The 24249-nt window shown below is 63.0% G+C and carries 27 protein-coding genes; 5 read left to right on the top strand and 22 right to left on the bottom strand.

Features of this window, described 5'->3' with window-relative positions; all coding sequences use genetic code 11:
- Positions 1 to 233: 233 nt before the first annotated feature.
- The 10 genes from FFI89_RS29645 to FFI89_RS29700 all read right to left on the bottom strand — a co-directional run bounded on the left by FFI89_RS29645 (position 234) and on the right by FFI89_RS29700 (position 10870).
- Positions 234 to 962, bottom strand: coding sequence for a hypothetical protein (locus FFI89_RS29645; RefSeq protein WP_138831040.1), 729 nt, complete (start codon positions 960 to 962; stop codon positions 234 to 236).
- 147 nt (positions 963 to 1109) lie between these two features.
- Positions 1110 to 3440, bottom strand: coding sequence for a bifunctional diguanylate cyclase/phosphodiesterase (locus FFI89_RS29650; RefSeq protein ID WP_138831041.1), 2331 nt, complete (start codon positions 3438 to 3440; stop codon positions 1110 to 1112).
- A 182-nt stretch (positions 3441 to 3622) separates the two neighbouring features.
- Entirely contained in the window at positions 3623 to 4954 is a 1332-nt protein-coding gene (tolB, locus tag FFI89_RS29655; RefSeq protein WP_138835829.1) for a Tol-Pal system beta propeller repeat protein TolB, read from the bottom strand.
- 70 nt (positions 4955 to 5024) lie between these two features.
- Positions 5025 to 5957 carry a cell envelope integrity protein TolA gene (locus tag FFI89_RS29660; RefSeq protein WP_138831042.1) on the bottom strand — a complete coding sequence of 311 codons (933 nt, stop codon included), beginning with the start codon at positions 5955 to 5957 and terminating at the stop codon, positions 5025 to 5027.
- Positions 5958 to 6027: 70 nt separating this feature from the next.
- Positions 6028 to 6498, bottom strand: coding sequence for a biopolymer transporter ExbD (locus tag FFI89_RS29665; RefSeq protein ID WP_138831043.1), 471 nt, complete (start codon positions 6496 to 6498; stop codon positions 6028 to 6030).
- Positions 6499 to 6535: 37 nt separating this feature from the next.
- Positions 6536 to 7249 carry a protein TolQ gene (gene tolQ / locus FFI89_RS29670; RefSeq protein WP_138831044.1) on the bottom strand — a complete coding sequence of 238 codons (714 nt, stop codon included), beginning with the start codon at positions 7247 to 7249 and terminating at the stop codon, positions 6536 to 6538.
- A gap of 1140 nt (positions 7250 to 8389) precedes the next feature.
- Positions 8390 to 8872, bottom strand: coding sequence for a DUF2852 domain-containing protein (locus FFI89_RS29680; protein WP_138835831.1), 483 nt, complete (start codon positions 8870 to 8872; stop codon positions 8390 to 8392).
- 106 nt (positions 8873 to 8978) lie between these two features.
- A complete protein-coding gene (locus FFI89_RS29685; protein ID WP_138831045.1) occupies positions 8979 to 9704 on the bottom strand; it encodes a TetR/AcrR family transcriptional regulator in 726 nt (241 codons plus the stop codon).
- Positions 9705 to 9872: 168 nt separating this feature from the next.
- Positions 9873 to 10292, bottom strand: coding sequence for a YciI family protein (locus FFI89_RS29690; RefSeq protein ID WP_138831046.1), 420 nt, complete (start codon positions 10290 to 10292; stop codon positions 9873 to 9875).
- A 161-nt stretch (positions 10293 to 10453) separates the two neighbouring features.
- Entirely contained in the window at positions 10454 to 10870 is a 417-nt protein-coding gene (locus tag FFI89_RS29700) for a YciI family protein (RefSeq protein ID WP_138831047.1), read from the bottom strand.
- Positions 10871 to 11107: 237 nt separating this feature from the next.
- Between FFI89_RS29700 and FFI89_RS29705 the strand changes: the two genes are divergently transcribed.
- Positions 11108 to 11365 (top strand): hypothetical protein, encoded by a 258-nt coding sequence (locus FFI89_RS29705; RefSeq protein ID WP_246669295.1) that lies wholly within the window; start codon positions 11108 to 11110, stop codon positions 11363 to 11365.
- Positions 11366 to 11518: 153 nt separating this feature from the next.
- Here FFI89_RS29705 and FFI89_RS29710 read toward each other — a convergent pair whose 3' ends face one another.
- The 4 genes from FFI89_RS29710 to FFI89_RS29725 form a co-directional block, all read right to left on the bottom strand.
- Positions 11519 to 11728 (bottom strand): hypothetical protein, encoded by a 210-nt coding sequence (locus tag FFI89_RS29710; RefSeq protein WP_138831048.1) that lies wholly within the window; start codon positions 11726 to 11728, stop codon positions 11519 to 11521.
- A complete protein-coding gene (locus FFI89_RS29715) occupies positions 11725 to 12942 on the bottom strand; it encodes a serine hydrolase (protein ID WP_138846649.1) in 1218 nt (405 codons plus the stop codon). The genes FFI89_RS29710 and FFI89_RS29715 overlap by 4 nt, the downstream gene beginning before the upstream one ends.
- 89 nt (positions 12943 to 13031) lie before the next feature.
- Complete coding sequence (locus FFI89_RS29720) at positions 13032 to 13400, bottom strand: nuclear transport factor 2 family protein (protein WP_138831049.1); 369 nt, start codon at positions 13398 to 13400, stop codon at positions 13032 to 13034.
- Positions 13401 to 14054: a glutathione S-transferase family protein gene (locus tag FFI89_RS29725; protein ID WP_138831050.1), complete on the bottom strand. Its 654-nt coding sequence runs from the start codon at positions 14052 to 14054 to the stop codon at positions 13401 to 13403. It lies immediately after the preceding gene.
- A gap of 211 nt (positions 14055 to 14265) precedes the next feature.
- Here FFI89_RS29725 and FFI89_RS29730 point away from each other — a divergent pair, with 211 nt between their 5' ends.
- Positions 14266 to 14760: a helix-turn-helix domain-containing protein gene (locus FFI89_RS29730; protein ID WP_138831051.1), complete on the top strand. Its 495-nt coding sequence runs from the start codon at positions 14266 to 14268 to the stop codon at positions 14758 to 14760.
- A 434-nt stretch (positions 14761 to 15194) separates the two neighbouring features.
- Positions 15195 to 15983, top strand: a complete 789-nt coding sequence (locus FFI89_RS29735) for an SDR family NAD(P)-dependent oxidoreductase (RefSeq protein WP_138831052.1) — start codon at positions 15195 to 15197, stop codon at positions 15981 to 15983.
- Between the two features lie 17 nt (positions 15984 to 16000).
- On the opposite strand, the gene FFI89_RS29740 is transcribed toward FFI89_RS29735, so the two are convergent.
- From FFI89_RS29740 to cobS, 3 genes are all read right to left on the bottom strand, one after another.
- Positions 16001 to 17356, bottom strand: a complete 1356-nt coding sequence (locus FFI89_RS29740; RefSeq protein WP_138831053.1) for an MFS transporter — start codon at positions 17354 to 17356, stop codon at positions 16001 to 16003.
- A gap of 176 nt (positions 17357 to 17532) precedes the next feature.
- Complete coding sequence (locus FFI89_RS29745; protein ID WP_138831054.1) at positions 17533 to 18105, bottom strand: histidine phosphatase family protein; 573 nt, start codon at positions 18103 to 18105, stop codon at positions 17533 to 17535.
- A complete protein-coding gene (cobS, locus tag FFI89_RS29750) occupies positions 18105 to 18863 on the bottom strand; it encodes an adenosylcobinamide-GDP ribazoletransferase (RefSeq protein ID WP_138831055.1) in 759 nt (252 codons plus the stop codon). Before cobS ends, FFI89_RS29745 begins: the two co-directional genes overlap by 1 nt.
- 108 nt (positions 18864 to 18971) lie before the next feature.
- Here cobS and cobT point away from each other — a divergent pair, with 108 nt between their 5' ends.
- Together cobT and FFI89_RS29760 are read left to right on the top strand one after the other, a co-directional pair.
- Complete coding sequence (gene cobT, locus FFI89_RS29755) at positions 18972 to 19988, top strand: nicotinate-nucleotide--dimethylbenzimidazole phosphoribosyltransferase (RefSeq protein WP_138831056.1); 1017 nt, start codon at positions 18972 to 18974, stop codon at positions 19986 to 19988.
- 72 nt (positions 19989 to 20060) lie between these two features.
- Positions 20061 to 20492, top strand: coding sequence for a hypothetical protein (locus tag FFI89_RS29760; RefSeq protein WP_371722541.1), 432 nt, complete (start codon positions 20061 to 20063; stop codon positions 20490 to 20492).
- Positions 20493 to 20593: 101 nt separating this feature from the next.
- On the opposite strand, the gene FFI89_RS29765 is transcribed toward FFI89_RS29760, so the two are convergent.
- The 5 genes from FFI89_RS29765 to FFI89_RS29785 all read right to left on the bottom strand — a co-directional run bounded on the left by FFI89_RS29765 (position 20594) and on the right by FFI89_RS29785 (position 24144).
- Positions 20594 to 21004 carry a VOC family protein gene (locus FFI89_RS29765; protein ID WP_138831058.1) on the bottom strand — a complete coding sequence of 137 codons (411 nt, stop codon included), beginning with the start codon at positions 21002 to 21004 and terminating at the stop codon, positions 20594 to 20596.
- 28 nt (positions 21005 to 21032) lie between these two features.
- Complete coding sequence (locus tag FFI89_RS29770) at positions 21033 to 21569, bottom strand: SRPBCC family protein (RefSeq protein ID WP_138831059.1); 537 nt, start codon at positions 21567 to 21569, stop codon at positions 21033 to 21035.
- A 204-nt stretch (positions 21570 to 21773) separates the two neighbouring features.
- Positions 21774 to 22187: a DoxX family protein gene (locus FFI89_RS29775; protein ID WP_138831060.1), complete on the bottom strand. Its 414-nt coding sequence runs from the start codon at positions 22185 to 22187 to the stop codon at positions 21774 to 21776.
- Between the two features lie 320 nt (positions 22188 to 22507).
- Positions 22508 to 23779, bottom strand: a complete 1272-nt coding sequence (locus FFI89_RS29780; RefSeq protein ID WP_138831061.1) for an RNA polymerase sigma factor — start codon at positions 23777 to 23779, stop codon at positions 22508 to 22510.
- On the bottom strand, positions 23776 to 24144 hold the full coding sequence (locus FFI89_RS29785) for a YciI family protein (RefSeq protein ID WP_138831062.1): 369 nt from the start codon (positions 24142 to 24144) through the stop codon (positions 23776 to 23778). The genes FFI89_RS29780 and FFI89_RS29785 overlap by 4 nt, the downstream gene beginning before the upstream one ends.
- Positions 24145 to 24249: the final 105 nt, after the last annotated feature.

Raw genomic sequence — 24249 nt, forward strand, 5'->3', positions numbered from 1 at the left:
CTTGATGGGATGTTGCCAGACCCGCTCAAATGCCGACAAACGACGAAAAGCGACCGCGATGGTTAATGATTTGTAAATGTGGCGCGACGGTGAAGGCAAGCGCGCCCACGGCCTGAATCACCTGATTTTAGGCGTTCGGCAGCGGCTGGATTTGCGCCGGGAGGCGAAACAAGCGTTGATACGGCCGGGACCTGCCGGACCATTTCCGGTCCGCGGGGTCGAGTCCGGCAGACTCAGGAGCTTGGAACGATGGACGCGCGTTCGTAGGAGGCCTGCGCTGACTGCTGCTGGCCGGGACGCTCGAACAGCATCCGACGCTCGAACGCGGTCGAACGCAGGAACGGGTAACGGGCAAGCACCGGCTCCCGCACCGTCGGCAGATGCGCCGCCATCAATCCGACCGGCTTCACCAAGCCCGGATACAGTCGCGGCTCGCACCAGGTTTCCTGCAGGAACACCCGACGGTAAAACGCCTGATGCTCCGGACGAACGATCGCCAACCCGTAATCGGCGTTGAAATACACGCCAGCCATGGAACCGAGCCGCACGGTCACATAGGGCAGTTCAGGGAAATGACGAGCTTTGTCGGGGTCCGCGACGAAGCGGGTTGAATCGATGAAGATCCTGCCCTTGTCCAGTTCAGGGTGCAGGACATCGCCGAACAGTTCGACCGAAGGCGACATCCGCCATTCGGACGTCAGCACGCTGATGCGGATCGAGCTGTAGAGTTCGCCATTGAAGTAAACGCCGAATGTCCACGCGTTGGGGGAGTCTTCGTAACCGTCCATCACGCGCTGGTCGGCAGAAGGACGGACAGCACCCTCGCGCAAGTAAGCCCGATAGCGCAGCCTGTAGATCTCGTCCTTTTCTTCTGGCGTTGTAGCGAGACGGTAGTCGGCTTGATTTAGCCAGTCCGAACTCCGACCCATGGCCGTCGTAGAAGCTTCGGCCGGGGACCTCATGCAGTACTCCTAATACTTACAAGCAACTTCTGCGAGCGACCCAAAGATTAACAGCTTGTTAACGAGATTGCAAAGCTATCACGACATTAGGGTTAACCTGTTGCCGGAGCACGCGAAACTTTAGGTTGCGCCAGGTCGTCTCAACCGTCAAGCGATAGAGCGGGATGGAACCAGCTGCAACGGTTCGTCGGGCAGCCGCCGGCCGTGCGAAACGTTCAAAAGCTGGCGAATCCGCGCCGCCGGAACCGGCCGACTGAACAGGTAGCCCTGCACTTCGCTCACCGTGCCGTCGGCGCTGATCAATTCCAGTTGCTCGTTGCTCTCGATACCCTCGACCACGACCGACATGCCGAGGTCCGCCGACAGCCGCGCCACGCCGCGCAGCAGCGTCAGCGGACGATCGCTATCGATGCCTTCCAGGAAGGAGCGGTCGATCTTGACCTTCTCCAGCGGGAAATTGTGCAGATAGCTGAGGCTGGAATAGCCGGTGCCGAAGTCGTCGAGCGAAATTCGCACACCGAGCGAATGCAGTTGCGACAATACGTCGTGCGTCAACTGGGTGTTGCGCAACAGCGAGGATTCGGTGATTTCGATTTCGAGGCGGTTCGCCGGCAGGCCCGAAACCTCGAGCGCGTAGCGGACCTCGCTCAGCACGTCGCGCTGATGGAACTGCTGCGGCGAGAAATTGACGGCGACGCTGACGGCTTCCGGCCACTTCATGCATTCCATGCAGGCCTTGCGCAGGATCCAGCGGCCGAGATCGACGATCAGGCCCATGTCCTCCGCGACCGGAATGATGTCGATCGGAGAAACCGTGCCGCGAACCGGATGGTTCCAGCGCAGCAGCGCTTCGCAGGTCGATATTCTTCCCGACTTGAGATTGACCAGCGGCTGGTAGAACAGCTCGAACTCCTCGTTGGCCAGCGCCTTGCGCAGGTCCAGTTCGAGGATGCGGCGGGCCTCGACGACCTGCGCCATCTCGTCGCGGAAGAAGCAGAAGGTGCCGCGGCCGTCGGCCTTGGCGCGGTACAGCGCCATATCGGCGTTCTTCAGCAGCGTATCGGCGCTGACGCCGCGCGTGCTCATGGCGATGCCGACGCTGGCGCCGATCTCGACCAGATGATTGTCGATCTTGTAGCGTTCGCTCAACCGATCGACGATGCGCCGGGCCAGGCCCGCGGCGTCGTCGGCGGAATGGATGTTCTGCTGGAACACGACGAACTCGTCGCCACCGAACCGCGCCACAAAATCCTCGGGCCGCAGCATCTCGCGCAACCGCTCGGCCACCGCACAAAGCAACTGGTCGCCGCAGGGATGGCCGAGCGTGTCATTGACCTGCTTGAACTGGTCGAGATCGACAAACAGCAACGCCGATAGCTGCTCCGCCCCTTGCTGAATCGCAAGCAGGCGACCAATTTCATCGCGGAAATTGACCCGGTTCGGCAGCGCCGTGAGTTCGTCGTAGCGGGCCAGATGACTGATGCGGGCTTCTGCAGTGCGCCGCTCGGTAATATCCTCGAGCAGCACGACGGCACCGCCGTCGGCCATCGGCTGGAACGTCCACGACAGCGACCGGCCCCGGGCGACATCGGGATCCGTGGTGATCATGTCGCGCGCCTGCGTATCCTCGATTTCCGCCAGGATCATCCTGCTGCTGACGGCGGAGACCGAACCCGCGGCAACGCCGGCCGCCATGATGTCGGACGCGGTGACGCCTCGCTGCACAAGGTCGTCGGACAGATCCATCATTTCGCTGAAGCGATAGTTCATGACCGCAAGTCGGCCGTCGGCGCGGAACATGCACAGCCCGTGCGGCATGTTATTCAAGGCGGTATCGAACTGGTTCGCCAGCGCCGCCTCGCGCTCGCGCGCCACCAGAGCCCGGACGAAGATTTCCTGCAGGTTGGTCGTGATCTGCCGCAGTGCCAGGAAGAACACCCCGCTGACGCAGGCCATTCCGATGTAATAGGGCGTGCCGTGCATCGCCAGCGCAATCGAGGTCGGGCCGCAGGCGACGGCAATTTGCACCTGGAAGATCCGCGGCCTGCCAAACGTTCTCCCGGCACCGGCCGCGACGTAACCCGTGGTGACCGCGAGGCAGATCATGTGGGCGACGGCGTCATTGCTGCTCAGCAAGGCGACCGAACACCAGGCGCCGAGGGTTGCGGCATAGATGATCGCCCAGAATTGATACCGCCTTTCCCAGCGCGACGCCTCATCGGCGGTCAAGACTGACTTGCGCTTGCGGTACAGGTGCATGTCGAGCGCGCGAATGGCACCGATCAGCATGAGCAATGCGACACAGGGCCAGAGCAGCATGACATCGGTCTTGAGCGCCGTCATTGCCGCCGCGAACGCAACCATCACCGCGCCGGCGAACAATGGCGCCGCGTTCTGAAACAGCGAATCAATCAGCGCCGCGTAAGTCGACGGCGAGACATTTTGGTCCTGCTCTGCTGTTTGGCTTGCAAGCTGCATTGGGGGCGTACGCGATCCTGTCCGACGGGGTCGTTGTACCCTTCCGAGATGAAGCCTTTCTGAGGGAATATCGTTACCGATATCTTTTCATGGCGTTCCGATTGCGGAAATCTGCACGAAAAATCAGCATGATAGGCAATGTTTGCCGATCAGCGCAGATGCCCACTTTGGCGTGTGCACCGTCAGGACAGCAGCGGGGACCAGGCCGGATCGGAGGCGTAGCCCGGCGTCGGGACCCGCAATTCGTTGCGGCCCGAGATGTCGATGGTGAACAGCGACGGCCCGCCGCCGCCGCCAGCCTCGCGGAAAAACATCAAAACCCGGCCGTTCGGCGCGAATGTCGGCCCTTCATTGTGGAAACCCGAGGTCAGGATGCGTTCGCCCGAGCCGTCGGTCTTCATGATGCCGATCGCGAACTGCCCGCCGCCCTGCTTGGTGAAGGCGATATAGTCGCCACGCGGCGACCACACCGGCGTCGAATAGCTGCCCTCGCCGAACGAGATGCGCTGCGCGCCGCCGCCGCCTGCCGGCATCACATAGATCTGCGGCTTTCCGCCGCGGTCGGATTCGAAACAGATCTTGCTGCCGTCCGGCGCGTAGGACGGAGAGGTGTCGATCGCCGGCGTATCGGTCAGGCGCGTGGTGGTCTTCGACCGCAGGTCCATCACGAACAGGTTGGAGTTGCCGCCCTGCTGCAGGCTCATGATCACGCGCTGACCGTCCGGCGAGAACCGCGGCGAGAACGACATGCCGGGGAAGTTGCCGACGATCTCGCGCTGCCCGGTCTCGATGTTGAACAGGTAGACCCGCGGATCGCCCTGGCCGAACTCCATGTAGGTGATTTCCTGGGTCGACGGCGAGAACCGCGGCGTCAGCACCAGATCGGAGCCCTTGGTCAGGTAGCGGACATTGGCGCCGTCCTGGTCCATCAGCGCCAGCCGCTTGACCCGCCGCTCCTTGGGGCCGGTCTCGTCGACGAACACCACGCGGCTGTCGAAATAGCCCTTCTCGCCGGTCAGCCGTTCGTAGATCTGGTCGGAGATGATGTGCGCGATCCGCCGCCAGTATTCCGGCGAGGTGAAATATTGCTGGCCGGTAAGCTGCTGGCCGGTGTTGACGTCCCAGAGACGGAATTCCGCCTTGAGGCGGCCGTCGCCCTGCCGGGTCATGCGGCCGGTCACCAGCGCCTGCGCGTTGATGGTCTTCCAGCTCTGGAACTGCGGCGCGGAGTCGATATTGCTGATGCGCTCGATGAAGGCGGCCTGATCGATCGGCGCGAACAACCCACTGCGTTTGAGATTGTTGGTGATGACCTGCGACACGCCGACGCCGACCTCGGCGTCTCCCGGCGTGCCCGCCACGAAATTCGGGATCGCGATCGGCAACGGGGTGAATTCGCCCTCGGGAACGATGATGCGCTTTGGCCCCTGCGCGAAGGCGTTGCGACCACCGGCGACCGCGCCAAGCGCGGCCATTCCGGAAATGATCTGCCGGCGGCTGAGGCGGAACGGCATGTTGGGCAATCCAAATTTGTCGGTCATGGCTTCAAGCTTTGCTCATATTGGTGGTCGCCGGGGCCGCATGTCAGGTCTTCTGTTCGGTGAATACCGGCGCGAAATATTTCCATTCCTCGAAGAACGCCGCGGGCAGTCTGTACGGCTGGCATTCGATGATCGCGCGCAACGCGCTCTCCTGATAGACGCGAAGGTACGGCGTCGCCGGCGTGCCTTCGGGAACCGGCATGCCTTCCAGCGAACCGTCGCGCTTCAGCCGGATCGCGAACACGGCTTCGGACTTCTGCTGTTCGATGCCGCCATACGGCTTCTTCCAGCAGCGCTCGACCTGCTGCTTGAACATCGCGCCCCAGGTCGCGGAGTTGTCCGCGGCCGCGCCCTTCGACAGGCCAAGGGCGGCGTTGGAATTCAAAGTGTCACCGGTCGCGGCCGCGCGCGTCGGATCGCGCTTGTCGAGCAGGGCTGCGATCTTCGACTGATCGAACGCGCGCTCGGTCTTCGGCTTCGCCGGCTCCGGCGGCTTGGCGGCCTGCTGGACCGGTTTTGGCGGCGGCTTCTTCTCTTCCTTCTTGATCGCTTCGGCGATCGGATCGGGCTTGACCGGATCCGGCTTCTTCTCGATTGGCTTCGGCTCTTCCTTCGGCTTCTCGACCACCTTCGGCGGATCGGGTTTTTTCTCGACCGGCTTTTCCTCGACCTTCGGCTGCGGCGGCGGCGAGGTGTCGGTGACGACGGGCGGCTTCTCGCTCACCTTGCCGACGGCGTCGTCGACCGGCTTGGCTTCGGCGACCTTGTCGACCAGCGGCTTGGGGTTTTCCTTCTTGCCGGTCTTCATGCCGGCCATGATATGGGCAAGCTGATCGGGCGAGACGACATCCACCGGGACCGAGTCCTCCGGTGTCATTTCGAGCGCCCGGGTCGAGAACGACACCATCGTCCAGCCCAGCACGAGGACGTGCAGGACCACCGACGCAACCAGTGTCTTGTCGACCTTGACCTTCACTTGACCTTCACCCGGCCCTTCCCGCTCCGCCGTCAGCCATTGCTTGTCGTTTGGCCCGCCCGATCATGGCTCACGAGCCCTGCTCTGGCACGATGACGATGTTCGCCTTGAACCCCGCGGTCCGAATATACCCCAATAATTTCATCATATCCGTGTAGCAGACGTCTTTATCGCCGCGCAGAAAGACCACGCTTTCGGCATCCGACCGGGTCTCGCGGATCGCCTTGATCTTGGGCAGCAGGTCGGCGGACGAGATCAGCGTATCGCCCAGATAGAGTTCGACGTTCGAATTGCAGGCACCATTGGTGCGCTTGACCGACAGCGTCAGCGGCGGCGCATTCGAGGCCAGCGACTTGCCGCCGCTCGCGATCGGCAGATCGATGTCGATCGTCGAGGTCATCAGCGGCGCCGCCACCATGAAGATGATCAAGAGCACCAGCATGACGTCGACCATCGGCGTGACGTTGATCTCCGCCATGACAGCAGCACGACGCCGGCCGCGTCCACCGCCGCCGGACGAACCTGCCATGTTCATCGCCATGATCTGATGCTCACGTTGCGCCCGTCATGTGCCGCCCTCATGCCCGCTCGTCGATCTGGCGCGACAGGATGGCCGAAAACTCGTCGGCAAATCCTTCCAGGCGCTGGGCCTGCCGGTTCACCTCGGAAATGAACTTATTGTAGAAAATAGTCGCCGGAATGGCGGCGATAAGGCCGATCGCGGTGGCAAACAGCGCTTCCGCGATGCCGGGAGCCACCACCGCCAGCGAGGTGTTCTTCGAGGCTGCGATCGACTGGAAGCTCGACATGATGCCCCAGACGGTTCCAAACAGGCCGACGAACGGCCCGGCCGAGCCGACCGTTGCCAGCACCAGAAGCCGCCGTTCCAACCGCTCGACCTCGCGGGCGATGGAAACGTTCATCACCTTCTCGATCCGCATCTGCAGGCCGGCAAAGGACCGGGTCTGGCTTTCGAACGAGCGTTTCCATTCGCGCATGGCAGCGACGAAACACGCCGCCATCGACTGGGTCGGCTTGGCCGACAGCGCGCGATACAGTTCCTCGATCGATTGCCCGGACCAGAACGCCTGTTCGAAGCGGTCCATGGCGCGCTTGGTGCGGGAGTAGAGGATGATCTTGTCGATCGCGATCGCCCAGACCCAGACCGAGCAGGACAATAGCCCCAGCATGACCGTTTTCACGACCCAGTGGGCCTGCAGGAACAGCGCGATCAGCGATACGTCGCTGGACGCCATCGGCAGCGCTGCTTGGGCCACGTCGGCGGGATTCATAGGCGGTATCCTCTCAACGCTTTAGCTCCGGTTTGAGCATGATCTTTTCGGAAAACCGGCTCCCACTTTTCCGGATCATGCCTTGTCCCAATCTGCCGGGAGCCAGATCCCAATTTTCCGGGAACAAAGGCTGCCAGTTCCACAGCCGCGCGCCGGGCGCGGCGATATACGCCAGCGCAAGAGCCTCACTTTGCGTCACATGGAGGGCCCGCCGAAAGCCGGGTCCTGCATCCCCTGCCAACATGTCAAAACGAGGGCTATTCGCGCGTCATTACGCCTCCAACCAGACGCCACGCGTGGTTAACGCGAGGTTACCAAAGGGGAACTTGGCTGCGGGAAATGCAGCCGGAACGGCGGGTTACCGCGGGGGGGACAGAATGGGTTCCGCCGTCCGTCAATGTTGAACTGTCATTCCGGGGCGATGCGAAGCATCGAACCCGGAATCTCGAGATTCCCCGATGCGCAATTGCGCATCTGAGGTCTGGTGCTACGCACCATCCCGGAATGACGGCGGATAGATACGACTTCGCATTCTCGCGGCGCGATGCGCCCGAAGTTTTTCATTTCGTTTGCCCTCTGAAATCAGAGGGCGCAGGGAAGACCGGGTGCGCGCCGCACCCGCGGTCTCGCGCGCGATAGATGCAACAAGATTTGCGCACGAGCATACAGGTTTGGCGGAAGCATCCGGCCTTCCCTGCGCAATGGCTTTACGGCTTATACGATTTCGTCCTGGTGACCGGCTTTCTTGCCACCATCATCAGCTTCAGCTTTCGCTTCCGCCAACTTGACGCCAGCACCGGGGCGTCGGACCCAAACGACTTCGCCGTACGCTAGTGGCCGCGCTCGTCAGTCGCAGCCTTCGCGTCCACCGCTCCCTGCCCCTCGTTTGCGACGATGGCCGACGCCCCTTGGTGGGACAGGATGGCGGGAGTCCTACGGCTGATTTGCCCGACGGGTTAAGCGATATTTTGCCCGTCGCGTTAATTTGTCGCGGGCTGACGCGATCTGCCCGCTGCGTCGGGCAACTGGCTCCAAAAACAAACCGCCCACCTGCTTTCGCAGATGGGCGGCTGTATCCGCCGTCAGGCTTTATGGGGGCACATCGCCTGAGGGCTGAACTCTCGACCCCAGGTGAGACCCTTAGCTCTGCGGCTGGTCGTTCGGCGGGGTCGGACGCGTCTTGTGCTGCGCCATGAACTGGTCGAACTCTTCCTTGTCCTTGGCGTGGCGCAGGCGATCGAGGAAGTCGCGGAATTCGACCTGCTCCTCTTCAAGACGCCGCAGCGTCTCGGTGCGGTATTCGTCGAAGGCGCGGTTACCGCTGGACGGCGGGCCGAAGCCGCCGAAGCCGAACCCACGGCGCTCCATGCGGCCGCGCATCCGCTCCATCTTGTACTGCATCCGCTCCATCTTGTTCGCCCAGCGATCCTGGTGACTCCAGCAACCCATTTTTCTGCTCCCTAGTGTGAAAAAGAGAAGGGCAAGTCCGATCGGCCACCAAATGATGAAGCCGAGGATGGTCACGGCGATCCAGCCGGGATGCCAGGGGCTATCAAGCATATGCGGGCGGTAAGGCTCTTCAGTCGGGCCGCGCCATCGATTGACATCTGCGGTGTAGGCCATTTCCCTCTCCATGACGACGTTCACGCCGTTGTGAATGTAAATAACATTTACATACCTAAACCATCCCGCGGTTTTGTCAAGCCGGGCGCAAACCGGCCTCGCTAAATTATTTTGGGGTGCCCCATGGTCCCGCCGGCGGCACCGGCGGCGGACCTGACGGCTTCTGGTCCGCTTTTGCGGCCTCGGGCCGGCGCTCGGTCGGGAAACCGAGCCCGCGCAGATAGATCAGCACTTCCGCTTCCAGCAGGTCTTCCGGCGACATCGGCAATTTGCGCCGCGCCGCGTCGCCGCGGCCGAACAGCGACGCCACGCCGTGCGACATCGACCAGATGTGCAGCGCCATCATCATCGCCGGCGGCCGCGGTGTACCTGGCGGCGCCAGCGCGGCCAGCCGCTCGGCGGCGGCGCGGATGATGCCGAAAGCGCGCTCGCTGGCGGCCATCAAGGTTGGGTTTGCATCGACCGGAAGCCCGGATTCGAACATCGCCGAATAGAACGCCGGCTCGTTGCGGGCAAAGGCGAGATAGGCCTTGCCGACCCGCTCGAACGCGGTGACGGTGTCGGGGCGGCCGTCGTCCCAGGCCTGCGTCAGCAACGCCTCGAACTGCTCAAAGCCGCGCTGCGCGATCGAGGACAGCAGTTCCTCGCGATCACGGAAATGCCGGTAAGGCGCCGCAGGACTGACGCCTGCCATCCGCGCGGCGTCGGCGAAGGTGAAACCGGCAGCACCCTTTTCGGCGATCAGGCCGAGTGCCGCCTGCAGCAACGCCTCTTTCAGATTGCCGTGATGATAGCCGCGCTCGGCGCGGCGCGTTTCCTTGCGCCAGCTCATGTGAAAGGCTTTTACATGAGCGGGCCGAAAACGCTACGGTTTTTGAACCGCAGGTATCTTGTTTTGACGCGTTTTCTTCACGCGAACCGGAAGGCCACCCACGGATCAAGTTCGAGGGCATGCTTCGCTTGAAAACGCTTCGGCTGTTCATAAAGATTAACGGAGCCTTTAGCGGAGTCTTGCCCTGCCCGGCAGGTCGTCGAATCCAGCCGCGGTTTGCTGAAGCTCTTCGGAGTAATCTGTCATCTCGTGCACCTGCCGGATTTCGATGATCTCGTTCGCCGAAGCCGGACATTTGCTGGCCCAGGCGATCGCAGCCTCGCGGGAGGCGACGTCGATCATCCAGTAGCCGCCGAGCACTTCCTTGGACTCGGTGAAGGGGCCGTCGGTCACCACAGGTTTACCTGACGCAAAGGAGACCCGCGCGCCCATCGACGGCGGGTGCAGCCCGTCGAGCGTAATCAGCACGCCGGCGTCCTTCAGGGCCTCGTTGTATTTCATCATTGCCTTCATCCGCTCGGGATCGAGCTGCACGTCCGGCGGCGCGGTCTCGTAGCCGAGAGGGATCATCAGCATCATGAATCGCATGGTGGGGGTCCTTGCTTTTAATTCGCTGTCATTCCGGGGCTCGCGAAAGCGAGAACTACGATGCGCAATTGCGCATCTGAGAATCTCGAGATTCTCCGATGTGCAATTGCACATCGTAGTTCGACGCTTCGCATCGCCCCGGAATGACGACGGAGAAAGTTTTACTTCTTCCCGGCCTGCGCCCGCAGGCGCTCTTCCTGCTCGCGCAATTCGGGGGTGAGGGCTTCGCCAAAGTCTTCGGCGGAAAATACCTGGCGGATCTCGATCTCGTCGCCGCCGCCGAACGGCGCGCGCTTCATCCACGCGATCGCTTCATCCAGCGACTTGGTCTTCATCAGCCAGAAACCGGCGATGAGATCGCCGCTCAGCGCGAACGGACCGTTTGTCGCAGTGCCCTGCCCTCCCGAATATTTGATCCGCGCGCCCTTCGAGGTCGGATGCAGGCCCTCGCCGGCCTCCATGACGCCAGCCTTGACCATTTCCTCGTTGAACTTGCCCATCGCGGTCAGCAATTCCGTAGAGGGCATTACGCCGGCCTCGGTATCCTTGTTGGCTTTCACAATCACCATAAATCGCATCGTCACGCTCCGTTTGAGGTCACATCAAGCCGGAAATTGCCTGATCTCGTCAACTGGACGAATGGGCTTTTGCCTCACCGACATGTCCCGAGGAATTATTTTGAAGGTAATTGCCGGCGAATTGGCGGCCCGGAAATCCGGACACGCCCTCAGCTCAAGCGATGCCCGCCGCCTGCATTGGAATATCGCGGTCCCGGCGGCGATAGGGTTTGCATGGTCACAACGGAGACAGTTGTCATGCCTTTCTCATCACATCTGAAAGTCCTCGGCCTCGCCGCGACATTGCTCGCGGGTCCCATCGCCGCTGCACCAGCGGAAATCGCCACGTCACGGCCTGCGACAACCCTGCCGGTCGACACCAGCGTCAAACCATGGCCGGCGCCGACCGGTCACCGCCAGCCACATGCCGCCGACGTTTCTCCAGGTGCCAACCTCAGCGCTGACCTGCTGGAACTCGAAGTGGATCGCAAGCTGAGAATTTGCCGCGGCTGCTGACCACGGCATTCGATCAATCGTGCACGACCGCCGTCACTTCGATCTCTCTGAGAGCCGGTTGCCATGCCATTCCCATCATGCCTGAAAATTCTCGGCCTCGCCGCCGCACTATCAGCGGGTCCCATTGCCGCCGCGCAGGCGGAAAGCCTCGCATCAGAATTTGAGGCTAGTCCGCCCATCAACGCCGGCGTCAAATCGCGGCCGGTGCCGACGGGTCATCACCGGCCCCATGCCGGCAATGTTCCACGCGATGCCAGGCAGGATGCCGTTGTCAGGAACGAAGAAGAGTTCGATCGCACGTTCGGGATGTGCCGCCGCTGCTGACGTCGCTTCGCATTCGACGTGCGCCGCCGCGCCTGTCAATCGTCGATCGCCTGATAGGCCAGCGTCCAGAAATCGACCATCGCACGCGGCGGCTGCGGCGAATCCATCATCCGCTGCGTCAGCAGGATTCCGGTGAGACCCTCACCGGGATCGGAATACCAGGAGGTGCCGTAGCCGCCATCCCAGCCGTAACGGCCGGGCCGGCCGGGCCGGCCGGCAAGATCGTCGCGTTTGGTGAAGACCGAAAGCCCAAAACCCCAGCCTCTGACACCACCGAAGAACAACTCAGAGCCCTGCTTCTGCTCCGGCGCGATGTGATCGGTCGTCATCAACTCGACCGTTGGCCGCGACAGGATGCGTTCGCTGCCGAGCCGCCCGCCGTTCAGCATCATTTGCGCAAAGGCGTTGAAATCATCGGCGGTCGAAACCAGGCCGGCGCTGCCGTTTTCGAAAACGGGCGGCGCCGCGTATTTTCCGGCCGCGGGATCGTCGAACACTTTCAAATCGCCCGTCGTGTCATCGCGCTGATAGGCGGTCGCGAGCCTGCCGAGCTCTTCGCCGGGCACGAAAAACGCCGTGTCCCTCATGCCAAGCGGCGCGAAGATTCGCTCCGCCAGGAAGTCGGCGAATGACGTGCCGGCAACACGCGCGATCAGCACACCGAGAATTTCGGTCCCGCTGTTGTAGAGCCAACGTTCGCCCGGCTGGTAGAGCAGCGGCAGGCTGCCATAGCGCCGCATCAATTCGTCCGGCGCAAACGACGGAAATACCGGCCCCGGCGCGAAGCCCGCCTCGGCAACGGCCTTCTGGATCGGATAGCGATCCGGAAACACCGCCAGCATGCCGAGCCCAAGGCGGAAGGTCAGGAGGTCGCGCAGCGTGATCGCGCGCCGGGCCGGCACGGTATCGTCGAGCCGCGCGTCCACGGCGCGGAGCACCTTGCGGTCGGCCAGTTCCGGCAGCCAGGGATCGACGGGATCATCGAGCCGCAATTTGCATTCCTCGACCAGGATCATCGCGGCGGCAGCGGTCACCGGTTTGGTCATCGAGGAGATGCGGAAGATGGTGTCGCGCTGCATCGGCGCGCCGCCGATCGCCATGTTGCCGATGACATCGACATGGACTTCGCCGCCGCGGCTCACCAGCGTCACCAGGCCCGGCATGTCTCCACCAGCAACATGGCCGGCCATGACGTCATGCATGCGGCCAAGCCGCGGCTTCGAAAGTCCGCCGGCGCAGGTGGATGTCGGCATTTTCGTCTCCCCTGGAATCACGCGACGATGGAACGACGATTGCCACCGTCCGAAATCGACATCATCACCGGAAATTTATCGGGCGAAATTTAACGGGGTTGCGGGACAAAAACCCCGTCCTCAAAGCTGGCGCCGAAATAGACATCGATGCGCTTCACTTTGTCGCGATCGAAGACGAAGAACTCGGTGTTGCGAAAGCTCTTGCCACCTCTGGCGACGCAGCGATACGTCACGAAGGCCTCGTCGCCCTCCACGAAAATTCGCTCCAGTTCGTGCCGCTCGATCCAGTCGCTGTTCTTCCAGCAGCGCTCGAAATAGCCTGATTTGTCGATGTTGTCGTCATAGGGGCTGGTGAAGCGGAAATCGTCGCTGAGCGCGTCCTCGACCAGCTTGCGGTTGTTGGACAGATAGGCCGCAAAAATGGCGCGGATGATGGCCGCCCGGTTTGCTGTTGCCATCTAGCGCTCCTTCGGCACCATGTGGAAGTAGGGCCCGGCCTCCTTCAGCACGCGGGCGACCGAAGGGCGCGCCTTCAGGCGCTCCAGATACGCCGTCACGTTGCCGTGCGCCGAACCGAACGGCTCGACCATGTTGCCATAGAACAGCGGCGGCACCGCCGCGCAGTCGGCCAGGCTGAATGCGTCGCCCATCGCCCAGCCGCCATGCGCCATCTGCTGCTCGATCATCGCATACGACGTCCGCAACTGCGCCCGCGCTTCCGCGACGCCGTGGGGATCCTTGTCGCCGTCCGGCCGCAACCGGTCCCCCATGATCTTCTGCATCGGCAGATGGACATAGAGATCGTAGAAACGATCGCGCAGCCGCGTCTGCCATGCCTGATCGCCGTCATCGGGAATGAATTTCGTCGGGCCGCGATAGTGCCGGTCGAGATATTCGATGATGACGCTGGACTCCGGCACGGTCTGGCCGCGTGCGTCATCGCGCAGCACCGGGAACTTGCCGATAGGCCACAGCTTGAGCAGTGCCGCGCGCTCGGCCGGGTCACCGAGATTGACGGAATTCGGCGTGAACGGGACGCCGCTCTCATACAGCGCGATCAGCGCCTTCCAGCAGAACGACGACAGGGGATGAAAGTGCAGCGTCAGCGACATGGAAACTCCCGGTATTGATCATGGAGCAAGACGAACCGTAGTTTGGCCCGCCGACATTTGTCGCGAAATTGTTTTCGCAGCCGGCGCGTCGATCAACTTCACTATCCGTCTTAAACCGATTGCATTTTGCAACTGGTTGTACCCTGACTAAACCGGTGCAATATTGCAAGCGGTTTTTTGACGGCGCCGCCGCCTCCCGCGAGATCACGCCATGACCGACGCCCAGCGTTCCGGCTGCCCGATCAACCTCACGCTGGAAGTGGTCGGCGACAAATGGAGCCTGCTTGTCATCCGCGACATGATGTTCGGCAACCGGCGGCACTTTCGCGAGCTCCTGACCAAATCCGATGAGGGCATCTCATCCAACATCCTTGCCGACCGGCTGAAGACGCTGCTCGAGCAGGGCATCATTACCCGCGACGACGACCCCAGTCACAAGCAGAAGGGAATCTATTCGCTGACCGAACAGGGCATCGAACTGCTGCCCGTTCTCGCGCAGATGTCGGCCTGGGGTTACAAGTATCTGCCCGTCAGCGAGGAGCTCGGCATCCGCGCCCGGCTCTTGAGCGAGGGCGGACCGAAGATGTGGGCCGAGTTCATGGACGAATTGCGCGAGGTCCATCTCGGCGTGGCCAGGCGGAAACGAGGGCCGTCGGTGGGTGAGCGGCTGCAGGCGGCGTATGAGAGCGTCGTAAATCGAAAATAGTAGGACTGCGGGTCAGCCATGAGCGGCATTGTCGCGCGATCGCCAGCGTCAACGCGTACATCACGCCCACCGCCGCGGCGATCGAGAAACCGAGCATCGTGACGCAGTTCATGCTGTCTTCGGATGAAGCTTCGAAGATCAGTATCGCCGGCACCCTGCGCGCAGGATGCGCGCGGTGGTGCCGGATGTTTTTGCCCCCCGATCAACACATATTTCGTCTCACCTTCGCGCGCGTTCGAGCGCCTAAGCTCTACCTAGCGGCGATGGTCCGGCACCGCACACGCTGAAACTGCCTCCGGATCGGGGAGCATCGCGTCATGTCCGCGCACGGCGCGGTACCGGCCGGGGAGTCCTGCGCCACCGTGACCGGGACTCGGCGCGGGGCATGGGCTATAGGGTCGCGGAAACCTGACCTTTCGCAAACGGATCCCCCCATGGCCCCCTCCCCGCAAAAAGTCGCACTCGTCACCGGCGCCGCGCGCGGCATCGGACTGGCGACGGCGAAACGGTTTCTGGCTGACGGCTGGCGCGTCGCGCTACTGGATATCGAGGGCGAATTGCTGGATCGCGCGGTCGCCGGTCTGGCCAATCCGGAAAACACGCTGGCGCTGCATTGCGACGTCTCGAATAGCAAAGCGGTGGCGGGCGCGATCGCCGGGATCGAGCGGCGGTTCGGCCGGCTCGATGCCCTGGTCAACAATGCCGGCGTCGCGGTGTTCGCACCCCTGCTCGAGACCTCGGACGAGGACTGGAGCCGGGTGCTGGAAGTCAACCTCACCGGGCCGTTCCTGTGCACCAAGGCGGCCGCACCGCTGATGCGCGAGCACGGCGGCGGCGCGATCGTCAACATCACCTCGATCTCCGCCGTGCGCGCCTCGACGCTGCGCGCGGCCTACGGCACCAGCAAAGCGGGGCTGGCGCATCTGACCAAGCAGCTCGCGGTCGAGTTGGCCTCGCTCGGGATTCGCGTCAATGCCGTGGCGCCCGGCCCGGTCGAAACTGCGATGGCCAAGGCCGTGCACACGCCGGAAATCCGCGCCGACTATCACGACGCCATACCGCTCAATCGATACGGCCTCGAAGAGGAATTGGCGGAAGCGGTGTTCTTTCTGTGCAGCGACCGTTCGAGCTATATCACCGGGCAAATTCTCGCCGTCGACGGCGGCTTCGATGCGGCCGGCATCGGCCTGCCGACCCTGCGCGGCGAACGGCGGAACGGCTAGTTTTATTTTTACGCCTCTTACTGATTTGAGCGGGTGGAACCTGTCTGAAGTTCCCCGTCATACTCGCCGCTGATGTCTTTTCCGGTGTAGTCGGTCATCAACGCCGTCGCGACCAGGGTGATGATCGCACAGATGGCGATGTAGGCCGCAATCGCATACGGCGAATGATAGACGCCGAACAGCCAGGTCGCGATCAGCGGCGCCGGGCCGCCGGCGATGATGGAAGCGAGCTGATAGCCGAGCGACGAACCGCTGTAGCGCAGGCGTCCGGTAAAGCTTTCGGCGATCAGGGCCGCCTGCGGGCCGTACTGCATGTCGTGCGGAATCAGCGAAAGGATGATCGCGAGGAAGATGATCTTCTCCGATCCGGTGTTCAGCATGGCGAAATAGATGAACCCGAACACGCCGGTGGTGACGGCGCCGATCATGTACATGTACTTCCGCCCGATGCCGTCGGAGAGATGTCCGAAGAACGGAATCGAAAAGAACGACAGCACCGACGCCGCAAGCACGGCCGTCAGCAGGAAGTTACGGGAGATGTGCAGCGTGTCGATGCCGTATGAAAAGACGAACGCAGTGAAGATGTAGAAGGGCGCCTGCTCGGACATGCGTGCAAATGCCGAAAGCAGGATCTCCTTCGGATGCTGCCGGATCACGGTCAGCATCGGGGTGGGCTCGACCTTGCGCTCGGCAAGCAGTTTGGCGAATACCGGCGTCTCCAGAATGCCGAGCCGGATATAGAGGCCGACGCCGACCAGGATGAGGCTGAACGCGAACGGTATGCGCCAGCCCCAGACCAGGAACTGCTCACCCGACATTTGACTGAAAGCGAGCACGGCGAGGTTGGCGAGAAACAGTCCGCAGGGCACGCCGAATTGCGGCCACGATGCGATCAGCCCGCGCGACTGGTTGGTGCGCGCCCATTCCATCGACATCAGCACCGAGCCGCCCCATTCGCCGCCGACTCCGACGCCCTGGATAAATCGCAGGATGGTCAGGATCACCGCGCCCCAGATGCCGATGCTGTCATAGGTCGGGACCAGCGCAACCGCAAAAGTGGCCAGTCCCATCACCAACAGCGTGGCGATCAGGGTCGACTTGCGGCCGATACGGTCGCCGTAATGGCCGAAAATGGCGGCTCCGATCGGGCGCGCAACGAAGCCGACGGAATAGATGGCGAAGGCCTCCAGCGTTCCGACCCAGGGGTCGGAATGCGGGAAGAACAGTTTTGCGAAAACGAGGCCAGTGACCGTACTGTAGAGGAAAAAGTCGTACCATTCGATCGCGGTCCCGACCGTGGACGCGATCACGGCACGGCGAAGCTGAATCTGATGCTCGGCCGGGGTGAGCGTGGTGACGTCGAGTGTTGCCATGAGCCTTTCCTCCGCAACAACCCCCGCAAGCCGGAACAAGTCTTTCGCAGGAACGCGCCGGTGCGGCGACGGTTCCAACCTGTGCAGGGGGCTGCGGCTAGACTTTAGGGGGACTGGCCGGATCGAAACTGAGGATCGCCATCAGGCGCCGGCGTCATGACCCAGCGGCGAAAGCGCTATGCCGGTCGTTGATTGACCGCGACCACGCGCCAGCCGCTTGCGAGGCGGTCGATCCGGGTCAGCGACAGCGGATCGATTGCGAAGCGCAAGGCGCTATCGGGCGAGAGCTCAAGTGCGATGGCGAGCACGGCGCGGATGGTGCCGGAATGCACGACGAGAACGGTATCGCCGGCGGGCAGACGCGCCAGACCTGTTCTGGCGCGTTCGATCTGATCGACAAAACTTTCGCCACCGGGCGGCCGGTTGCCGGCGGGCGATTTCCAGAACTCCTGATAGGCGGCGCCAAGCTCTGTACTGAGATCGTCGTGACGCCGTCCGGTCCAGGCCCCGAAATCCTGCTCGGCGAAATCAACCTCGTCGACCGCATCGAGCCCGAGCCTGTCAGCGGTTTGCCGCGTACGGCGCATCGGACTGCACACCGCATGCGCCTGATCCGGCAATCGCGCCTTCAGCGCCGCGAAGGCGGTCGCATCGCTGAGATCGGCCGGCGCGTCGGCGGCATGAATGACGCCACGCGGGCCGTCGACCGGCGCATGCCGGATCAGCCACAGACATGTCGCGGCGTTCATCAGGCACTCGCCAGTTTTGCGGCAAGCAGAACCAAAATCGCGGTTTCGGCGACCTGCTCGGCCGCCCCAAGTATGTCACCGGTCTGGCCGCCGATCTGCCGCAGCGCCAGCCGCGCCATGACGAAGCCGCTGATGGCTGCCGCGACCGCGGCCCATAGCGCCTCGGTCCATGAAAGCGACAGCAGCGCGATCAGCAGCGCAAGCGCGCCCGCGATCGCGGTCGTCGTCGGATCAGGCTGGCCGGAGGTGCGGGCCAAGCCATCCTGGCGCGCATAGGGCAGGTTCAACGATAAAAACGGCAACACGCCGCGCGCCAGCGCATGCGCCGAGATCAGGCTCGGGACGACATAACCATCCGGGATCGCCGCCAGCGCGGAAAGTTTGGTTGCAAAACCCACCAGCAGCGCCATGGCGCCATAGGTGCCGATCCGGCTGTCGCGCATGATCGCGAGCTTGGCTTCGACGTCGCGGCCGCCGCCAAAACCGTCGGCGACATCGGCGAGGCCATCCTCGTGCAGCGCACCGGTCAGCAGCGCGCCGGTGCCGAGCACCAGCGCCGCTGCCGCCAGATCGGGCACGCCGACCTGCCGCAACGCCAGGCAGAGCAATCCCATCGCGAGGCCGACCAAGCCGCCGACCACCGGAAACAGCCGGTAGGCGCGGGCGAAATTTGCAGGCTTCGCGCCGTCCGGATGCGGCACCGGCAGCCGCGTCAGGAAGCCCATGGCCATTTTGAAATCGTCGAGCCATTCATTCATGGTGATACTCACGGAATCGTTTTAGCGTGCGATCGGCTCGACATGTCCGGGCATGGTCAGGCCCGGGAGACCGTTTTGCTTTTTCAGGGGACGTTGTAGGGAAATCGCATGCGGTTTAACAGTCTAGACGACATCCGCGCGTTCTGTCGCGACCTGCCCGCGGGCGATGCGCAAGCGGCCTCCGCCGCCGCGCTCCGGCAGCAAAACCTGACCAAGCCGCCGGGCAGCCTCGGCCGCCTCGAAGAGCTGGCGATCTGGCTGGCGCAATGGCAGGGAAATGCGATGCCGCGGCTCGATCGGATCACGATTGCGGTGTTCGCCGGCAACCACGGCATTGCCGGGCGCGGCGTCTCGGCCTATCCGCCTGAAGTCACCGCGCAGATGGTGGCGAATTTTGCCGCCGGAGGAGCCGCGATCAACCAGATCGCCACGCTGGCCGGCGCCGAACTGCGCGTGGTGCCGCTCGAACTCGAGCGGCCGACGCGCGATTTCACCGTGGCCGCGGCGATGGACACCGAAGAGTTCCTCGACGCGGTCGCTACCGGCTGCCACGCGGTGACTGACGATTGCGACCTCCTAGTCGTCGGCGAAATGGGAATTGCCAATACCACGGCGGCCGCGACGCTGTGCGCGGCGCTGCTCGGCGGCGGCGCCAAGCGCTGGGCCGGCCGCGGCACCGGCGTCGACGATGACGGGCTGTCGCGCAAGCGCGCCGCAATCGAGACGGCGCTGAAAGTTCATGCGCGCATTCTCGGCGATCCGCTTGCCGTGGCCGCAGCCCTCGGCGGCCGCGAACTTGCGGCGATATCCGGCGCCGTTCTGACCGCACGGCAACGCGGCGTTCCGGTGTTGCTCGACGGTTTCGTCGCAACAGCGGCGCTGCTGCCGCTGGCGCGTCTCGCCGGCGGCATGCTGGATCACTGCCGTGCCGGGCACGTCTCGGCCGAGTCGGGCCATCGCGATCTGCTGCGCGAACTCGCGCTCGACCCGCTGCTCGATCTGAACATGCGGCTCGGCGAAGCCTCGGGCGCGGCTGTTGCGGTCCTTTTGCTGCGCGCGGCGCTTGCCTGCCACAATGGCATGGCAACCTTTGCCGAAGCCGGGGTTTCCGGCGCAGGCGATTGACGAAACCTTGCTGCACGCTCCGGCGTCATTAGATCAGCAGGGGCATTCGATGCGAGGGAACCGCGCATGCGCATGGCGGTGATAAAGGCAGTTTTGGTCGCTTCGGCACTATTCGCCGCAATGGCACCCGCGCGGGCCGAGGTGCGTATCCTCGCCAGCCCCGGCGGACAGGTCGCCCCGTTCCTCGCATTGTTCGATCGGGTCCGCGAGTCCGGCGAGCGTGTCGTGATCGACGGTCCGTGTCTCTCGGCCTGCACGCTGGTGCTCAGCACGGTGCCGAGCAACCGCATCTGCGTGACGCGCCGCGCCGTGCTCGGATTTCACGCCGCGCGCTCGATCGACCGCCGCGGCCGGCTCTATGCGGAACCGGAAGCCTCGCAGGCAGTGCTGGAGGCCTATCCGGCCGCGGTACGGGGCTGGATCAGCCACCGCGGCGGCCTGACATCGCGGTTGTTGCTATTGCGCGGCCGGGAACTCGCCGCGATCTATCCGACGTGCAGATGAAATTTCGTGGGGTGGGCAAAGGCGCACTCGCGCCGTGCCCACCACCTTCACCGCGGTTGCAACGGTGGGCACGCTGACGCTTTGCCGACCCTACACACAGCTCACATTTCCAGCGGGCAGTTCACCATCCAGGGAATGCCGAACTGGTCGTTACACATGCCAAAGCCCTTCGAGAAGAAGGTCTTGCCGAACGGCATGTTGACGCTGCCGCCCTCGGACAGCGCCTTGAACTTGCGCTCGGCCTCGGCGGGATCGTTAATGGTGATCGACACCGCAAAGCCCTGCGGCTTGTTGAAGTGATCGGGCGGCGCGTCAGACGCCATGATGACCTCGCCATCGATCGACATCCGGGCGTGCATGATCTTCTGCATCCGATCCGGTGCCGTTCCCATCTCGGGCGGGCCTTCCGCGTTGCGCAGCATCAGTTCGATCTTGCCGCCCAGCACCTTCTCGTAGAACTTGAACGCCGCTTCGCAATTGCTGTCGTAGAACAGATAGGGATTGATTTGCATCGTTGCCTCCTTGGTGGCTGACGTTGATCTATTTCTCGGTAATGTTCTTCAGGTTGGCGAGACCGGCCTCGAAATCCTTGCCGATCATCCTGTCCAGGTTCATGAACACCTGCATCAGCTTGTTCATGAACGGCGCGGGTCCGTGCATCACCCAGCTCACATGGGTGCCATCGCCCTGCGGCAGCATTGTGAACTCGGCGGTGTTGTGGGCCTCGAACGGCTTGAAGAAATCGAGCTGGATGACGATCTTCGACGGCGCACCACTCTCCAGAATTTCCATGCGGCCGGAACCGACGTCGTTGTTGCCGTCCCACGCATAGACTGCGCCCTTGCCGCTCTCCAGGCCGCTATAGGTACGCTTCAACGCGGGATCCCGGTGTTCGTAGGGCGACCAGGCCACCCATCGATGAAAGTCGTTGATCAGCGGAAAGATTTTTTCCGCCGGCGCGTTCACCGTGATTTCGCGCCGGACGCTGAAACGGTCCGGCTTGGTCGCGGCTAGAATGAGCACCACGGCGATGGCAATCGTCAGTATGACCGCGACGACAGTAATGATTTTGAACATATCAGGCTCCGTGACGATGAATTTCGGGATACTCCAAAGCGCGATGATCATCGCGCCCTGGCTTTTTGTCCGAGCAAACTCTCCGCGCTTGCCGCGAGGGGAAAACCGGCCTCTACCTCCGGATCATGCTGTTACCGACTAGGCGTCGGCCTTTACAGACTGGTGGTCGGTATGTCAATTGGCTTGAGCGTGGACCTGCGCTGGCTAGCGGCGAAACGGAATCAGGCTGCGCAGGTTACGGTCGCGCAGCCACAGCCCACCCCATAACATGAGACCGAGATACAGTCCGAACAGCGTATGGGTGAACAGCGGGCTGCCGATCCTGACATGCGAGGCCATCGCACCGCCGAGATAGCCGGTCAGCAGGATCGCCCCGAGGATCGAGGTCGGCGGAATGGAATAGAGCACGGTGCAGACGATGGTGATGACCCCAAGGCTTCGCGCCAACGTTTCGCTGGAGCCATAGCCCATCTTGTCCATCGTATCCGTGACGACCGGCCACGGCACCAGCTTGATGGCACCGTCGAGCATCAGGAATACGATCACCAGACCGCTCAGGATGCGGCCGACCCAGCGCGCTGGTTTCGAGGCCGGCATGGCTGAAGTGATCGTCGTCATGGTTGTCTCCCGTCGTCCCGAGTGGCTGCTCGGCTACTAGACGAACGACGGTGGCGGATTCCGACAGGGGTGAACGAAAATTATTTCCGCCCTCTTTCCTTCTCCCCTTGTGGGAGAAGGTGGATCGCTGGCGCGGAGCGGCAGCGAGACGGATGAGGGGTCCGTTTCCACGGATAGAAACCCCTCATCCACCTTCGCTTCGCGAAGGTACCTTCTCCCACCTCAACTCGGTTATACCCGAGTTGAGCATTTAAATTGGTCGAAGTCGGATAAATCCGACTTCGGTGGGAGAACGGGAGAAGAGCTCCTCGCTGAAAGAATTACTTCCCCGCCTTCGCGCCGTGCTGGGCGCTGTCGCGCTGCAGGCGGTCGAGATGCATGCGGATATGGGCGGCTTCGGCCGAGGTATTGGCGAGCGCGATAGCGCGGTCGAAGGCGACGGCCGCCTCGTCGTTGCGGCCGAGCTGCATCAGGAAGGCGCCGCGCACGCCGAAAAAATGGAAATAGTTCGACAGCCGCGACGCCAGCGGCTCGATCATCTCGAGGGCTGCTTCAGCGCCCCGCACCTTGGAAACCGCGACCGCGCGGTTCAAGGTGACCACCGGCGACGGCTGCACGACTTCAAGCGCGCCGTACAGCAGGTCGATCTGGGTCCAGTCGGTCTCCTCAGGTTTGGCGGCGCGGGCATGCAGCGCCGATATCGCGGCCTGGATCTGGTAGGGCCCGCTGCGGCGATGGCGCATCGCCTTGTCGATCAGCGCCAATCCCTCGGCGATCATCTTCTGATTCCACAGTGTGCGGTCCTGATCGTCGAGCAGGATCACCGCGCCGTCACGGTCAAACCTTCCCTCGGCACGGGCGTGCTGCAGCAACAACAGCGCCGTCAGCCCCATGATCTCTGGCTCGCTCTGGAACAACCGCAGCAGCAGCCGCGCCAAACGTATCGCCTCCTCGCATAGCGGTTTACGGATTTCGGCGGTATCGCCGCTGGCCGAATAGCCCTCGTTGAAGATCAGATAGATCATCGCGGCGACCGCGGCGAGCCGTTCGCTGCGCGCCACCGCATCGGGCGTTTCGAACGGCACATCGGCGCCGGCGACGCGCGCTTTCGCCCGCGTGATACGCTGTTCCATGGCGGCTTCCGAAACCAGGAAGGCGCGCGCGATCTGCTTCACCGTCAGGCCGGAGACGATCCGCAGCGCCAGCGCGATCTGCTGCGTCGCCGGCAGTTCGGGATGGCAGCAGATGAACAACAGCCGCAGGATATCGTCGCGGTAGTGCGATCCGTCGAGCCGTTCGGCAAGCTCCTCCTCGGCGTCGTCGAGATCGGAGATCGCCTCGTCCTCGGGCAGCGGTGTTTGCTTTTTGCTTCGCCTGATGTCGTCGATCGCCACGTTGCGCCCGACCATGATCAGCCACGCCGCCGGATCGCGCGGCGGGCCGTTTTGCGGCCAGCTTTTCAGCGCGCGCAAGCAGGCGTTCTGGAACGCCTCCTCGGCGGTATCGAGATTGCGGAAATAGCGCAGCAGCGCGCCGACCGCCTGGGGACGCGCCGACGTCAGCGCGCCGTCGATCCAGGCGGCATCGGTCACGACTGGACACTCCCCGGCGTGAACATGCCGACCGGGCGGATCTCGTAGGCGCCGCCCGGATTGGCCTTGGCGAGATCGCGGGCGACGTCGAGTGCCTCGTCGAGGTTCTTGCAGTCGATGACGTAAAACCCGAGCAGTTGTTCCTTGGTTTCGGCAAACGGACCGTCGAGGACAACCGGCGGATCGTCCTTGCGCAGCGTGGTCGCCGCCGTGGTCGGCAACAGCCGCGCCACCGGGCCGAGCCGGCCCTGTTTGGTCAACTTGTCCTGCACGACGGTAAGCTTCTGCATGACCGCGGCGTCCTGTTCCTTGGTCCAGGATCCCACATGGTCTTCGTCGTGATAGCAAAGGATGGCGTACAGCATGACGGTCAGGCATCTCCGTTGTCTTGATGACGAACGAGTATGCCCGGAGCAGACAGGCCGGCGGAAGAAATTTCGGAGGGAAATTTCTTCCGCCGAACGGAACGA

Source organism: Bradyrhizobium sp. KBS0727, assembly GCF_005937885.2.
GTDB lineage: Bacteria > Pseudomonadota > Alphaproteobacteria > Rhizobiales > Xanthobacteraceae > Bradyrhizobium.